The sequence below is a fragment of the Paenibacillus oryzisoli genome, assembly GCF_050467285.1.
In the GTDB taxonomy this organism is placed as follows: domain Bacteria; phylum Bacillota; class Bacilli; order Paenibacillales; family NBRC-103111; genus Paenibacillus_E; species Paenibacillus_E oryzisoli_A.
In genome coordinates this window covers 44,614-59,543 of sequence record NZ_JBCMUN010000019.1, presented here as the reverse complement: position 1 = coordinate 59,543, position 14,930 = coordinate 44,614, and the positions used below count along the sequence as shown (strand labels likewise).

The 14,930-nt window shown below is 48.1% G+C and carries 16 protein-coding genes; 5 read left to right on the top strand and 11 right to left on the bottom strand.

Features of this window, described 5'->3' with window-relative positions:
* Positions 1-123: 123 nt before the first annotated feature.
* Entirely contained in the window at positions 124-582 is a 459-nt protein-coding gene (locus ABE504_RS26680; protein ID WP_430094738.1) for a hypothetical protein, read from the bottom strand.
* Between the two features lie 77 nt (positions 583-659).
* Positions 660-1,970 carry a stalk domain-containing protein gene (locus ABE504_RS26675; protein WP_430095078.1) on the bottom strand — a complete coding sequence of 437 codons (1,311 nt, stop codon included), beginning with the start codon at positions 1,968-1,970 and terminating at the stop codon, positions 660-662.
* Between the two features lie 184 nt (positions 1,971-2,154).
* Between ABE504_RS26675 and ABE504_RS26670 the strand changes: the two genes are divergently transcribed.
* Positions 2,155-2,526: a helix-turn-helix domain-containing protein gene (locus tag ABE504_RS26670; RefSeq protein ID WP_430094736.1), complete on the top strand. Its 372-nt coding sequence runs from the start codon at positions 2,155-2,157 to the stop codon at positions 2,524-2,526.
* Here the strand turns inward: ABE504_RS26670 and ABE504_RS26665 are convergent.
* Complete coding sequence (locus tag ABE504_RS26665) at positions 2,519-2,785, bottom strand: hypothetical protein (protein WP_430094734.1); 267 nt, start codon at positions 2,783-2,785, stop codon at positions 2,519-2,521. The two genes, ABE504_RS26670 and ABE504_RS26665, sit on opposite strands and share 8 nt — an antisense overlap.
* Before the next feature lie 75 nt (positions 2,786-2,860).
* Positions 2,861-3,289, bottom strand: a complete 429-nt coding sequence (locus tag ABE504_RS26660; protein WP_430094733.1) for a hypothetical protein — start codon at positions 3,287-3,289, stop codon at positions 2,861-2,863.
* Between the two features lie 240 nt (positions 3,290-3,529).
* Here ABE504_RS26660 and ABE504_RS26655 point away from each other — a divergent pair, with 240 nt between their 5' ends.
* From ABE504_RS26655 to ABE504_RS26645, 3 genes are all read left to right on the top strand, one after another.
* Positions 3,530-4,723: a competence protein CoiA family protein gene (locus ABE504_RS26655; protein ID WP_430094731.1), complete on the top strand. Its 1,194-nt coding sequence runs from the start codon at positions 3,530-3,532 to the stop codon at positions 4,721-4,723.
* Positions 4,724-4,912: 189 nt separating this feature from the next.
* On the top strand, positions 4,913-6,031 hold the full coding sequence (locus ABE504_RS26650) for a hypothetical protein (protein WP_430094730.1): 1,119 nt from the start codon (positions 4,913-4,915) through the stop codon (positions 6,029-6,031).
* A 4-nt stretch (positions 6,032-6,035) separates the two neighbouring features.
* A complete protein-coding gene (locus ABE504_RS26645) occupies positions 6,036-6,911 on the top strand; it encodes a restriction endonuclease (RefSeq protein ID WP_430094728.1) in 876 nt (291 codons plus the stop codon).
* Between the two features lie 132 nt (positions 6,912-7,043).
* Here ABE504_RS26645 and rlmH read toward each other — a convergent pair whose 3' ends face one another.
* From rlmH to ABE504_RS26630, 3 genes are all read right to left on the bottom strand, one after another.
* Positions 7,044-7,523, bottom strand: a complete 480-nt coding sequence (gene rlmH, locus ABE504_RS26640) for a 23S rRNA (pseudouridine(1915)-N(3))-methyltransferase RlmH (protein ID WP_430095076.1) — start codon at positions 7,521-7,523, stop codon at positions 7,044-7,046.
* Positions 7,524-8,068: 545 nt separating this feature from the next.
* Positions 8,069-8,236 carry a CxxH/CxxC protein gene (locus tag ABE504_RS26635; RefSeq protein WP_126145029.1) on the bottom strand — a complete coding sequence of 56 codons (168 nt, stop codon included), beginning with the start codon at positions 8,234-8,236 and terminating at the stop codon, positions 8,069-8,071.
* A gap of 198 nt (positions 8,237-8,434) precedes the next feature.
* Positions 8,435-9,664: a S1C family serine protease gene (locus tag ABE504_RS26630; protein ID WP_430094726.1), complete on the bottom strand. Its 1,230-nt coding sequence runs from the start codon at positions 9,662-9,664 to the stop codon at positions 8,435-8,437.
* A 218-nt stretch (positions 9,665-9,882) separates the two neighbouring features.
* Here ABE504_RS26630 and ABE504_RS26625 point away from each other — a divergent pair, with 218 nt between their 5' ends.
* Positions 9,883-10,104: a hypothetical protein gene (locus ABE504_RS26625; RefSeq protein WP_430094724.1), complete on the top strand. Its 222-nt coding sequence runs from the start codon at positions 9,883-9,885 to the stop codon at positions 10,102-10,104.
* Here ABE504_RS26625 and ABE504_RS26620 read toward each other — a convergent pair.
* The 4 genes from ABE504_RS26620 to walK all read right to left on the bottom strand — a co-directional run bounded on the left by ABE504_RS26620 (position 10,061) and on the right by walK (position 14,929).
* On the bottom strand, positions 10,061-10,873 hold the full coding sequence (locus tag ABE504_RS26620) for an MBL fold metallo-hydrolase (RefSeq protein ID WP_430094722.1): 813 nt from the start codon (positions 10,871-10,873) through the stop codon (positions 10,061-10,063). The two genes, ABE504_RS26625 and ABE504_RS26620, sit on opposite strands and share 44 nt — an antisense overlap.
* A 42-nt stretch (positions 10,874-10,915) precedes the next feature.
* Positions 10,916-11,737, bottom strand: a complete 822-nt coding sequence (gene yycI, locus ABE504_RS26615) for a two-component system regulatory protein YycI (RefSeq protein ID WP_430094720.1) — start codon at positions 11,735-11,737, stop codon at positions 10,916-10,918.
* A gap of 70 nt (positions 11,738-11,807) precedes the next feature.
* Positions 11,808-13,097 (bottom strand): YycH family regulatory protein, encoded by a 1,290-nt coding sequence (locus tag ABE504_RS26610; protein WP_430094718.1) that lies wholly within the window; start codon positions 13,095-13,097, stop codon positions 11,808-11,810.
* Entirely contained in the window at positions 13,094-14,929 is a 1,836-nt protein-coding gene (walK, locus tag ABE504_RS26605; protein ID WP_430094716.1) for a cell wall metabolism sensor histidine kinase WalK, read from the bottom strand. The genes ABE504_RS26610 and walK overlap by 4 nt, the downstream gene beginning before the upstream one ends.
* Position 14,930: the final 1 nt, after the last annotated feature.

Below are 14,930 nucleotides of genomic sequence, written 5' to 3'. Positions count from 1 at the left end.
CTTATCCAAGTACGATTCTTGTTTTCAAAATTGAGGATGTGGTTTAACCTATATGAAATTCTTATATGAGGGATGAAAAATCCCCGTGCAATCTGCCAGGCACGGGGATTTTTTATTAGTCCATTATTTTTTTAACCTTAGCTTTATCTTTGGCTCCAGTTCTCCTTGTTCGTTGGTTACTTGCACATCTGTGTCGATATCGTAATTCTTGAGAAGTGCAACGACGAGAACAACTGTTAAAGCAATGATCGCAACGATAATGACTGTTTCCGTTATGCCGGTACCGACTAACGTACCAGCTGTCGTCGGCGTTGGGGCCTTCTCCAATGAAACCAGCTTATTCTTTACCTTGTATGCCATACTGACGTGTTCAGCTAGATCGCCGCTGGCAATGATGGAGCCATATCTCTTTTCTACGGCATCCTGCAACTCCGATTTTGTGCTTACCGTGATCTGTCGATCGGCAAATGTGTGTTCTTCTCTGAATCGCTTGTTATCCTGTTTCCCTGCTCGTTTTACCGCCGCCTCGGCTTTTTTCATGTCTACTTTGTTGCGAAGCATATCGAAAAAAAGTAAGCCCATTGACTGCTCCCCCATTCTACTGCTGCTGATTGAAACCCCATGTCCGCTATCGCGAAAATGGGACATTCTATTTATTTCTACTTCGCGGCGGCATTGAGCATGTTTCCGATCTTTGTACTCCCGTTCTTATACGCTATGTTTAAAAGCGTCAGGCCATTTGTTCTCGGATTAGGGTTAGCCCCCGCATCAAGAAGAGTCTGTACGATCTGCACATAAGCGTCGTCGTCATTTTTAGCGCTGCTTACCGCATAGAAAAGCGGCGTATTGCCCAAGTCATCGGTTTGATTAACGTCTGCACCTTTGGTAATCAGGTCTTTGACAGCATCGATGTTATTGTCGAAGATCGCACTCTTGAGGCCGGTCTTTACGTCATAGACCTTTTCCTTTAGCTTCTGCTCCTCTTCGGCCTTCCGTTGCGCTTCCTTAGCGCTTGCCTCGTCCAACCACTTGTCCAACGCGGCAAAGAGGTTCCCCGCCGCGAACACAGTTGTCTGAGCATCGAACTGGTTGCCCAGCTTATTGACGAGCCTTGTTGCCGATGCGCCTACCGGAACGCCCCTCATTTCGATGGTGTCCCCTTTTCCATAGTTAGTTGAGCCCATGTAGAATACCTGAAAATACATTCCGCCGCTCTCATTTTCCCCGAAAGCGATCGTCACGACTTGTCCGTTGTCCAGGTTTACTTCTTTGACGTCGAAAAGACGAATCCGATTGAGCTCCGTGATGGTCGAGCTGTATTTCACCGGATTTTTGGAAAGTTCGCTGCTGCCGATTTTCTGCGCTTTGCTTTCCAACGAAAACTTGCCTCTGCTCTCCGAGAAGAAAGCATCAGCATTACTTGCAAGCACGTTGTATGTAGCGTCACTCATTTTCAAACCGGTATCGGTGTTAGCGGCAATTACTTCTTTCAAAACATCGGCGTAGCCCCTATATGTCCCGCTATCTGCTTTCGAGAGCTGGGACTTATCGGTTGAGATCAGGACCGAGCGCGTATCTCCGTCCCATTCGATTTTCTCGCCCAGGGCTTCTCCAACGAAACGCAGCGGCACCATCGTACTTCCGTTGACGATTTCCGGAGCGACGTCCAAATTGGCTTCAGTCTGCCCAATCCAAGCGCCTTTCCAGCCAATCTGCAAACGAATGGTTTTACCTTCTTTTGTAGCGTCTATAATTTGCTTGCTTCCATCCCACTCAACGGTTGCTCCAAGAGCCTCGAAGATCGCTCTCATTGGCACAAGCGTAGAACCATCCTTGATAATCGGTGGTTGCTCGAATGTTTGCTGCTTCCCTTTCAGGTATACATTAATTGCATCATCCGCAAATGCAGTTCCGACCTGTCCTAGTAATAGGGCGGCAGTGGCAATAGGTGCAAGTATTCGCTTTTTCATTTTCAATTTGATTACCTCGCTTATGTTTTGATAATGGATGAACTGCCAAGCACAATCGTATTTAATAATACAACAATGTATCATATTTTGTATTATTAAATAATATATTATCATCTAATTCGTATTCTTGGTAGTTGGTTACTAACATTCACTCTCTCTTACGCTTATCATGAGGTGATTTCCCATGGTTCATAAAGCGAAGAGTGATCAAAAAGCTGCGGAAGCGTTTGTAAAAATAGTAGGAGATAAAATCCGGGTACTTCGTACGGAGAAAGGATTATCACAAGAGAAATTAGGGGAACTGGCTGAGTTGAACTCGAACTACATCGGGCAAATTGAGCGCGGCGAGAAGAGCCTTTCCGTTTTTACTCTGAAGAAGATCGCCGAGGGGCTGTCCATGTCACTAGAGGAAATATTTCGGCTGATAGACCCTGCCGATCGAACGGATTCATTGGGGGAAATCATAGAATTGCTGTCGAGCAGGCCGGTGCAGGAGCACGCTAAGGCTTTGAAGGTTGTAAAAGCGGTACTGGAATGGAACGATAGCGTTAAGTAAATTGAGATGGCTTATGGTCCATATGGCGGGCCATAAGCTTTTTGTTTGCCTGGACAATGAGCAGCTCGCGTTCGAGTTTGACTTGGACTTCGTGCATAGCACTCAATATATCGCGGACAGTTTGAACATGAACAGGACCGTCTTTGTCGTAAAGCGTCTGCAATACTGCGTCGATCGTCTCTTTGCATGTTTCAATTCGGTTGATCAAATTATCTTCTTCCTCAACAAGCTCTTGATAATTTTCATGTGGATTCGTCATCGATCCTCACCTCCTTTCCGGCAGCTTGCTTTGATAACTTTTCACGGTCATTTTGCTTGAAGCAAGCCCAGCAAACTATTCTTTAGGATTACGAGTCTCTGAGCCGCAATCGTTTGTGTCAGCTGACGTGGCTTTATCTCTTAGAGCTGCTTCTTGGGCTTCTGGAGATACAAAAATAGGAGAAGCTAATTCCGATACCCAACCGAGAGCAAGTTCATTCGGGCTACCTTCCCTGAGTGGTGGTCCGTCTGCCCATTCATTCTCTTTAGTAAATCGGATGTCTGTTTCCGTCATGCATACAAACAGGTCGGTGCCATCGAAATAAGGATTTACACTCGCATCTTCTTGAAAGGTCAGGGCGATACGGACCTTTAATGTAGTTGCAAGGTCATATTCGTCATGTAATTGCTCTGCCGCGGAAACGGCTAGCAAGTGAATCGTATCGTCCGGGTTAAATTCTTGTTTGAGAAAATCCAGTATCCGTTGATGCCGCGTGTGATTCATCGTCATTCTCCTGTTCATTTTGAGTTTGTAATGATGCAAAACAAAGAAAGCAACCTCCGTCCAAGTTGGATAGAGGTTGCTTTTGGGTGAAGTCGTGGTCTCCTTTCAAAATTAGCTGATTACCTTCGTATCAGGATTATTATATATGCTTATTTTTGGTAGCAGTTCGTCTTTTCATAAAGCATCTTCCATACTAAAATGTTACTATTGTTACTATTAACCAATATTGGAAGGTGCACCATGTCGATTAAACTGGCGATAGCTCTGGAAGATAATAAAATATTCCGGCATATAAGCGAACGATTAGACCGTTCAAAATCATATACCTGTCCCTTCTGCCTAGCTCCTGTTCAAAGTAAAAAAGGACAGGAACGTCAGCATCATTTTGCTCATTTGCCAGGGACAAGTTGCTCAGCAAATGAGGAAACTCTCCTGCACTTTAATGCAAAACACTATCTCGCATACTGTATTAAAAACAAATTTGATATTGCGATCCATGTCCCTGTGGAAATCTTGCCCCCTAAACTAAAAGGCACTTTGCTTAGTCTTGGAATAAGGGAATATCCTTTGTCGCTTCTCTCTCTAACTTCATTTTACAAAAGTCGTGGAGCAATAGTTGAAAAAGCTATTGGACCATATATAGCTGACGTATTTATGCTGTTATACGATATTGATATACAGAGCGGTATTTCAGAGGAGGGTTTCGTTTTCGAGATTGTTGTAACTCACGAAATGGAGCAAGAAAAACAGCATTGGCTAATTGATAATAACATCAACTTCCTTGAATTAGCTCCACGGGCATTTGACGACAATACCTTTTCGTTTCGAGCTTTACGGTTGCATTTCCCGGATTACTTTTCCAATCTCCAAACTAATTTGATAAATACAACTGCCGAAACTTTCCATCAAGAGCTAACAGAGGTTATAAAAGAAAATATACGTTTAGAAACAGATCAAAAAATTGAACAATCTCTAAAGCTCAAAGCTTGGGATTGGGTGGTTGACCGTATTCTCTATAGAGATGACTTACGTACATGGGTACCTGATGAAATTCAACGTGAAATGAAAAGTATAACGGTTAAACCTTTCTGGGACCAGGAAATTAGAAAAGTTACGATGTTCGGGGCGACTTATAAGAAAGTCCGGGAGCATAGAATGGTATTTGCATTAGATGAATCTGATCGAGAGTTCCTCATTTTGAATGAAAAGATCCTCCTTGCAGAACTATTGAAAGTCTTATCTGTTGCATATCCTGCAGAAATGATTATTGGCAAGTCATTACAAGGGAAAGCAGGGGTTATCGGATTCAGTTTTCACAATGTTATTGATCCGATTAATTACGAAAAGGAATGGAAGAATAGTCTCAAAAAAGTATTTGATTCCGTCAGAAACCGATTAGAATTGGGATCAGAAGATAAAAATGGACAAAATTAATAGGAATCGTGGCAGCTTTGAACCTAGTGGTATCATAGGATTTTGAATATCTAGAACTTCTACTAACTCTACAGTATTTTTATTATAGATACTGAAGAAGTTGTTGAGCTTTCATGTAGCTAAAGGAAGGTGTATCTTTAGCTTTAGCGAAATATATTAATAAACACACTTAAAATATGGAGGGAATCTATGTCCACCTACCCGATATACAAAGAACTTATTGAGGAAGATATAAACTTGGATAATTTGTATTTAGATGCCAATAATCCGAGATTTGTAGGCTCAGATTGGTCGTACGTACCAGAAAACAATATTGATAGTGATCAGATTCAAAAAGTAACAAGAATGATACTGGAAAGAGATTATCAAATTGATAAACTCGTAATGAACATGGAGGTTAATGGGTATCTCCCAATCGATAGAGTTGTTGTTAAACAATTTGCGGAGAATAAATATTATATCTTAGAGGGCAACAGGAGAATTTGTGCTGCAAAAATATTAATGGATAGATACAGGGGTAATCCAAATTCTGTTAATGAGGAAATTGTAACTTCGATAACCTCAATTCCATGTCTGATTTATACTGGTTCGTATATGGATGCTGCTGCAATATTTCAAGGTTTGAGGCACATTACTGGTATTCGAGAGTGGTCTGCTTTTAATAAAGCTAAACTATTAGTCAATTTAATGGAAGAGGAAGAGTTAACTTTAACAGAAGTAGGAAAACGATTTGGGCTGACTGCTCACGGTGCTGGGCAGTGGGTTAGAGGATTCTATGCGTTTAGACAAATATGTGAAAAGTCGGACTTCACTACAGAAATAAATGAAAGAATTTATCCTTATTGTCAGGAGCTATTTAACAGAAGCTCTATATCAGTTCGAGATTGGCTCCAGTGGGATGAAATTGAGAAGCAATATCAAAATGAACTTCATCTTAACGAATTTTTATCTTGGCTTTTCCCAAGAGAAGAGGAAGACTCCAAAGGAGAATGGGAAAAACGCAGACTAAGAAAGGCTGATGATATTCGTACACTTTCTTATTTAATTACAAACTCCCCCACAGAGTTCCAGCAATTCAGGTCAGGTATGGACTTAGAAGAAGCTTATTCCGTTGCCTTACAAAAGAAATATGAAGAAAAGGCTAGAGAAAACATTGATCCTTCCTTGCATGTTTTTGAGCAAATCAGACATTGTTCAAAAGCACTTGAAAATATACCTTGGAAAATAGTAAGGGATGAGGAGAGCAAACAACTGTTATTCGCCGAATTGGAGAAGCTCGAAAAATTAATTTTAGAAATTAAGGAATAGCTTTATGTCTGTGCAAAATACTGTTTTCAATCATTTTTATAGAAAATGTTACAATGACGGAGTAATGGAGTTTATTGATATCCTAATGGAAGCTGCGCATGAAAGCTTGGGCAAAGACCAACAGGAAGCTATCATGTTTGCTAATGCAAATATTAACCGGTACTGGAATCAGTTAAAAGCTAAACAGGATGTGGATGTTAAAAAGAATATTAGACCTATATTTGGTATCGTTGATGAAAGACTAAAAAGAGTAATCTGGTCACCGAATGCAGATTACCCCACCCAATCAAAACAGATATTATTAAAAGCATTATATAAATCTCGACCCTATATTTTATCAAAGATTGATTCTTTGAGTGACCGACAATATGAAGCATTAGCATGTTTAGCCTGCAAATTATTGGGTGCTGATAACTACTTTCTTACCCCTGCAGGTAACGAAGGTGGGATTGATTTTCTAGCAACCATAAAATTCCCATATAATGCACATTTTCTGATTGGCATTAATGGTCCAATAAGATTAGTCGGCCAATGTAAACAGTACACAAGCAAAGTATCAGTCGATAAACTCAGAGATTTCATTACTGTTTTAGACCATGTTAAAAATCATTACCGAACGGTAGAAAAGTACATTCCAAGCTGGTTTAAACTAAGCAAAGGTCCAATAATCGGATGGATTGTAGCACACTCTGGTTTTCAATCAGGTGTAGAATCTATGGCTAGAGATCATGGGATTATTCTTTCCGATTCAAGAGACATAACAGAAATTATAACAAAATCAACTAAATTTTTTTGCAACATGAGCCCCGGTTCTCGTTCTACAGAAATTGTTAATTGTGTCGATAAGATTATTCTTGAAGAAGACTTTCAAACATGTTAGAAACAAAGATAAAAACCCGTATTAGCCTTGAAAACAGGCTTACCGGGTTTTGTCTTTCTAATTTCCTCTATACTTTTGCCCATAAACTCTTTCCTGCGCCTTTACGCCCTTCCCACACGAAAAATTTAGCCGTTACTTGTGGTAGGGTTCCCCCCGATTTATCCGCATCGCGCGATAAATCTGCTCCACCAGCACCAGCCGCATCAGCTGGTGCGGCAGCGTCATGCGGCCAAAGCTCAGCCGCATGTCCGCACGGCGCAGCAGCTCACTGGACAGGCCCAGCGAACCGCCGATCACGAAGGCCACCTGGCTCCGCCCGTAGGTGGCCAACTTATCGAGCGAGCTCGCCAGCTGCTCGCTCGTCCACATCTCGCCGTCGATGGCCAGCGCCACGACGTACACATCCGGGGCGAGCTTGGCTAGCAGCCGCTCGCCCTCTTTCACGCGCACCTGCTGTTCCTCAGCAGGGCTCATGTTCTCCGGCGCCTTCTCATCCGGCACCTCAATCAGTTGCATCTTGGCATACGAGCCAAGACGCTTCACATACTCCGCGATCCCGTCAACGAGATAGCGCTCCTTCAATTTCCCAACGGCCAAAATCTGAATCTGCATGGCAGCCCCCTCTTTTCTATTTTGCTTTCTTCTCATACTTGCTTTTCCTTTTATCTCTTCATCTCTACCCTCGTTCTTCCCGCACTTCGCCATTCATCTCTACTTTCGCTTTTCTCGCGCTCGCCTCCGCTCTTCCCACACTTCAGCCTGCTCCATGCCCTTCTCCCTGATCACCTAACGGACACCCATGACCATTAGCAGCGCTTTTTCCTTATTTCTCAAACACAACGGACAAAAACGTCCATTAGGCCCGTAAATTCTCGCCAACAGGGCCATTTCACGTTTTAACGGTCATCCCTGACCTGTAATACCCGCAAACCCCTGCTCCAATGACCCTAACGGTCATTAATTTCCCTCACATAACCATCGTTACCCTCGAGAACGCACTATTCCCCCGCTCCAACAAAAAAAGAAGGCCTCCGCCTTCTTTCCACTCCCGCTTCATGCTCGCCTTTTACCGCAGAGGGTCTTCTTTCCCCTCACTTCACGCTCGACTCATGCCGCAGGGAGAGCCTTCTTTCCCGCCTCTCGCTCCCCCTTCCCCCTCACACCACCAAAAACCGTGCCGCGGCCTCGCAATGCTCGCAATGCGTCGGCGGCGCCCAATGGGCAAACTGGGTTTTCTGCAAGTCGACGATGTCCGGCGCTTCCTCGTATTCGTCGACGAACTCATCTATCGCGATTTCCACGTGATCTTTACAAACACATTGCATGCAGATACCCTCTCATCTCATCGTTCGTCTATTCATCGTCATTCGCTAGTTATCTCTCATCGTTCGTCTATCGTGCCTCTCACTCGTTCGTCCATTCATCTCTCATCATCCGCTTACTCATCTCACATCTATTCGCCGTCGATCTCTAGCTGTTCGGCATTCGTCTCTCGCTGTTCGCCATCCATCTCCCGCTGTCACCTACTGATCCGGAGCCTCCACCAACGTCAGCGTAGCCGTCATCTTCTTGCCGCCGCGGTAATATGTCACGGTGATTTTATCGCCGATTTTCTTCTCGTTGTACAAGTATTTACGCAGCGTGATCGTACTGTCGATTTTGCGGTCGTCGAGCTGCACGATGACGTCCTGCGCTTTCAACCCGGCATCCTTGGCAGGGCCGGAGACGTCGAAGACGATAACTCCAGTTTTCACATCTGCAGGGAGCTTTAATACATCGGTGCCTTTAAAAGCTTGCAGCTCCTGCGTCGTCACCCCGATCAACGGGCGTTTCACCTTGTGATCCTTGATCAACGCGTCCAGCACCGGCTGCGCGCTGTTAATCGGAATCGCGAAGCCGAGCCCTTCCACGCCGGTATCGGCGATTTTCATCGAGTTGATGCCGATGACTTTGCCTTCGATATTGACCAGCGGTCCCCCGCTGTTTCCTTGGTTAATGGCCGCGTCCGTCTGGATGACGTCCATTTCCCAGTCATAGTCGGTGCTGTCGCGGGTCAGCGAGACCGGAATCGTGCGCTTCGGCGAGGACACGATGCCCTGCGTCACCGTCGGCGAGAAGCCGAGGCCGAGCGGATTGCCCACGGCAATCGCGAGCTCGCCGGCGCGCAGTTTGTCGGAGTCGCCGAACTCGGCGAGTACCTTAATGTCCTTGCCGTCGGTCTCCAGCACGGCCAGATCGGTCACGCGGTCGCGTCCAACGAGTGTGGCCTTCCGATGTTCCCCTTGAAAGTTGACAATTTCAAATTCGTTCCCGTTCTCGACCACGTGGCTGTTCGTCACGATGCGCACTTTGTCGCCGCTGCGGGCGAACATGACGCCGGAGCCGATGCCCATGCCGGTCTCCTGGCCGGCGTCATCCTTTTTCGCAGTAATTACGCTGACGACCGCCGGTTTAATTTTATCCGTTGCCGCCACAACCGTGTCACTGATGTTCATCTGCTGCACATCCGCCTTGCCGATCGCCGCCACCGCCGGGGCCGCAGCGCTATTCCCGCTTCCTCCGAACGCATGAACAATCCCGACCACAGCGAGCATCCCCAGCGCGCCCACGATGCCTGCTGTAAGCGCTACATACCGTTTGCGGCCCGTAATTTTCTCGAAGGCTCCCGCTGCCGTCGGACGCTTGGGACGCCACACCGGTTCGCGTTTCCGGGAGGTTTTCGTGGAATAAAAATCATCATCAAACAAACTCATACCGCGTCCTCCTCTCGCCCCTTGCCGCCGCACATCATGATATAATCAGCCGCTTCTCCGGCATATTTCTCTTATAAATTACAAATAATAGGAATGTTTCCAAACCTTCTTGCCTACAATAATAGTAAACCAAATCTCCTAACGAATTGCTAGGGTGATTTGCAACGAATTCGAATTCGGCTTCGGCCCCATTTCCCATGTCAAAGGAGACCTGCCCTATGAACCGCATCTATTCGCATTTAGATGAAATCAATATGATCGGGAAACTCGCCGACCTCAAAGACAGCCACTACAACCAGTCTCTCGTTCTATCGTCTCTCATTCAAGTTCTCATAGACAAAGGCGTCATCACCGCCCAAGACCTGCAGCTCAAATCCAAAGAGCTCGACGCCGCGCTTACTCCGAATCCGAATCGGACTGGAGCACATCCCATTTCGTAGATCGGTCAAAATACGTATCCATCAACCGCAGCTGTGCAGCCTCCGGAGCACGCTCTTGTACGATGTTATTCACCGTCAGCCTGGCTAAGTCCATCAAATTATGGTCCCGGCTCAAATGCGCCATATACACGGATCTGGTCTTGCTCGTCATCACATCGCAGAGCGCTTCTCCGGCCGTCTCATTGGATAAATGCCCCTTGTCGCCGAGAATCCGGCGCTTGATGCTCCACGGATAATGACCCACGCGCAGCATGTCTACATCGTGGTTCGTTTCCAGCACGAGCGCATCGGAGTCGGTGATCTTCTCCTTCACCTTTTCGCTCATGTAGCCCAGATCCGTCACCACGCTAAGCTTCTGCTCGCCTTCATAGAAGCAATAGCCGACAGGCTCCGCCGCATCGTGCGAAATCCCGAACGACTCGACGCGCATCGCGCCGAACTCCAGCATGCCGCCGGTTTCCAGCACGCGCTTATTCTCGTCGGCAATCTCCCCGATTTGACGGTTCAGCTCGTCCCACGTTTTCTCATTCGCGTAGATCGGCAGATTGTACTTGCGCGCCAGCGGACCCAGCCCCTTGATATGATCGGAATGCTCGTGCGTCACCACAATGGCGTCCAGACTGCTCGGCGCAAGATCCCGCTCCTTCATGAGCTGCTCCATGCGTTTGGCGCTGAAGCCGACATCGATGAGGATTTTGGCCTCCCCGTTGTCCACCACCGTCGCATTGCCCGTCGAACCGCTCGATAACACCGTAAATCGTATACCCATGCTCCCTGCTCCTCTATCCCTGCATATGTGCTTATCTATCCCTTACTTATGTTCGCTCATCCCAGTTACTCCGCTCGCCATCAACGGTTTCCCCGCTTCATTCACCGTGCCAAAAGGCAGCAAATCCCCGCCCTTCTGCGGCGACTCCACGGCACCATTAAACGCTTGCAAATAGTAAATGTCCCCATTATCGATCGTAATGCGCCAATGCGGATACATCGGCTGCGTTTGCGAGTTATACGGCTGCCCATGGTAGCCTAATCGAACTTCCGTAATAATCGAGCCGTTGCTTAAATAGTTATCCACGAGACTGCGAACCGCAAGCTGCGCGGAGATTAGCTTTTGCTCGGTCTGTTCCACCTCTGATTCTACTTCAACGTACGCTTGACGGTAACTGGTAATTTCTCCGTTCTTCTCATTCAACACCAGTTGCACATCAAAAAGCGGGTACTTCCCATACTGCTGCGTGAACACGTAGGCACCGCTGCTGCTCATCGTCGAATCCAGCTGATACAGACTGAAATTCGGAATCTCCGATTGCGTCTGGACTTCCTTGCTCGCGCCTTTGCCCAGCAAACTGCCCATCGTGAACGGGGTTCTCAGCTTCTTCTCTTCGTCCAGCTTCAGGCTGTCATCATACTTGACCGTAATCACCTTCAGCTTGGGAGAATCGGTCGGCAGCTCATCCGTGAGACGAATGTTTTTGCTCAGCAGCGCGCGGTTCAGCTCCTCCACCGTCCCCGAAGTATCCGACGAAACTTCCGTCTGATTAGAGCGGTTGGTCGTCCACAGCTGGAAGCCAAGAATCAGATTCAATAGTAAAAAAGAAGCGATCAAAATCGATTTTGCCCTGCTCCAATTCATGTGTCCGCCAACCTCCTCTCCGTCTGGAGACTGCGATGAAATAAATACCGCTAATTTCCTCGCAGCTCCTTTAATCTATAAAATCGTACGAACCATCCCGCAGCTCCAAAGCCCACGTGCTCGTCAGCGTAATGCTTTTATCGCCAATACTCGGCCGATACGCCGGAAAAATCGAGACAATCGACGACCGCTTCACATAGTTTTGCAGCCGTTCTTCCAGGACATCGCCCGAGATCAGCTCACCATCCTTGCGCGAAGCGCCCTTGAGATCCGGAATGATCATCGAGCGCTCGAAGCCCGACACCACACCCTTCTGCACTTGAACCTTCAGCGTGCCAAAGCCTTCCGGCTGCGCCGTCACAATCGGCAGCGACTCAAAATACTGCCGAAAAGCAAACGTCTGATTATCCATCAGCTGCCGCTGCGGCGTATGGGAAAGCATATATTTCCCGTCCCAGCCGATGTGCTGGTTAATGAACTTGATGCCAAGCATGAGATCGTCCAGCACTTCCGTTTTGCTTGCAGCCGGGGCCACTGGGTCCGAATACGTAACCCAGCGCAGATCCCGATTGAGTTGGAACCCTCGCTTGCTGTCCGTATAAATTTCCGATCCATCCCTCTCGCGCAGGTATCGCGTAATGCCCGGATCGACGAACAAGCTCTGCTTCAGTTCATCCGCTGTCAGCAGCGTATAAGGGATCGTATAGTTTGGCAGCGAAAGCGGCTTGATCGGCAAATAGTAATCGCCGCTGTTCGTCGTTTTATACAGATTCGTCGGCTCCCCGTAGGCGGAGAAATTCTCGACGTCCTTGCTCGTAAAGTCAGCCCCGATCACTTCATACCCAACGCCCGGGGAATCCGTGAAAAAGAACGCCCTAACCTCATCATTCGTCCCTTTGGAATAGATCCAGATGCGCGTAATTTTATCATTGTCGACCGGAATGTCGCCCTCAATGCGGAACAACTGCTGCAAGATCGTAAAAGGGATGCCATCCCGAAACCGAATCTCCACGCCCAGCTGCTTCGTCCGGACTTCCTCCCAGTTCACATTGACGAGGTACATTGACGTTTTGCGGAAGCCTTTGAAGCTCCGCTGTTTGATATTGTCTAACACTCTTGTGTAATAAAAATTGTTCGGATACAGCACCGAATGCTGCTGATTGCCCAGATGAAGGATGATCTGATCCGGGAACAGCATGTCCTGCAGCTCCATTTGCTTGCCCAGCGTCTCCGTCTGCACATAGTTGCTCTGCTGGATCGGTTCAATCTTGGGCGGGCTGTACGAGGACAGCAGGAAGCTCTGATACAGGCTGGTTCCGATCAGCACGACAAGCAGGATGGATTTTAAACTTTCAATCATAGCTCATCCTCCACCTCTTGCTGGATCGGCAGTGTGAACGTCACACGGGTGCCTTGCCCCAGCTCAGATTCCAAACTGATCGTCCCGCCATGCGCTTTGACTATTTCCCGGGCAATGGACAGGCCAAGGCCCGTACCACCCATGTTGCGGGAACGCGCTTTATCGACGCGGTAAAAACGGTCAAAAATCCGGGATAAATCCTTCTTCGGAATGCCGATCCCGTTATCCTGAACGGAAATGGCGAGCAGGTCCCGCTCCAGCTTGTAAGCCCTCAACTGGATTGTGCCATCGTCGCCGGTATATTTAATCGCATTGGACACCAGATTGTCCAAAACCTGATCAATCTTGTCGCGGTCCAGCAGCAGGTTCGTCACGCCCGGCTCCACGTGGATGCCGATGTAGATTTTCCGCTGCTGCAGCTGGAAGGAGAAGCGGTCCGCAACCTCCTCCAGCATTTCGTTCACCTCGGTCGATGACTTGCTCATCATCGACTGCTTGGAATCGAGCCGCGAGAGATGCAGTAGATCCGTCACCAGACGGATCATCCGCTCCGTCTCGCTGCGTGTCACCGAGATGAAGCGCGAAGCGAGCTGCGGCTCCTCGATCGCCCCGTCGTCGAGCGCTTCGAGGTAGCTCTTGATCGTCGTCAGCGGCGTGCGCAGCTCGTGCGACACGTTCGCGACGAACTCGCGCCGCGCCTGTTCCAGCTTCTCCTGGTCCGTGACGTCCTGTAGCACCGCAATGATGCCGCTTTCCCCCTCGCCGCGGCGATGGATCGGCGTGAACGTAATGCGCACCGACAGGCGATCGTCGTCATCGTCAGGCAGCGCAATGTCCAGCAGCGTCGTCTTGACTTCATTCTCCGTAAACTCGCGGATCGTCCTGAGCGGGATGCCCAGCACCTCGGAGATCGGCAGGCCGAGCGTCGTCTCTTCCTCTGCCTGCAGGATTTGCTTCGCCCTGCGGTTGAGCACGATGACGTGCCCCTGGTCGTCCGTCGCGATGACCCCGTCGTTCATATTCGTCAGAATCGACGCCAGCTTCTCCTTTTCCTCCTCATTGAGGGAAAGAGCTTCTTTCAACCGGTTCATCATGAAATTGAACGTCTGCCCGAGCTGGCCGATCTCGTCTCGGCCCTGGATGACGACCTGTTGGTCGAAGTTCCCCTCGGCCACCGCCGTCGCCTGCTTCGTAATCTCCTTGATCGGGTTCGTGATCGTACTCGTCAGCAGCACACCTAGAAACGCCGTCAGTCCCAAGGCAATCAGCGTACCGGAAATCAGAATCCGGTTGATGGAGCGGATCGTCTTATACACATCCTCCATGGAAGCGATGATGTACACCGCCCCCAGCACCCGAACCCCGCTGCCCACCGGCTTGGCCATAATGACCTTGCGGTAGCCGTCCTCATCGGTGAAAATCCGCTGATTCTCCTTGATTCCCTGCAGCGCCCGGATGACTTCCGGCTGCGTATTCTTTTGCTTAAGATGCGAAGCCACGGACGTCGAGATGACGTTCCCGTTCGCATCGATAATTTGAATTTCCGCATTATTAATCGAAAATAAACCGCTCACAAACTCATTCAGATCGGCGTACGTTTTCTTGCCCTCCGCCGCATTCTTGCTGTCGGGATCGCCGGTCATGTACGACTCGACGAAGCCGGCGAGCAGCGTTACCTGACTGTTGCGCGAGGCCAAGAAATCATTTTTAAAATACGTCTCCACCGTCTTATAAAAATAGACGCCGATCAGCTGCATCGCGATTAAGATGAGCAGCACGTAAATAATGATCAGCTTCGCCTGGATCGACTGGAAGAAGCGGATGCCTCTCATG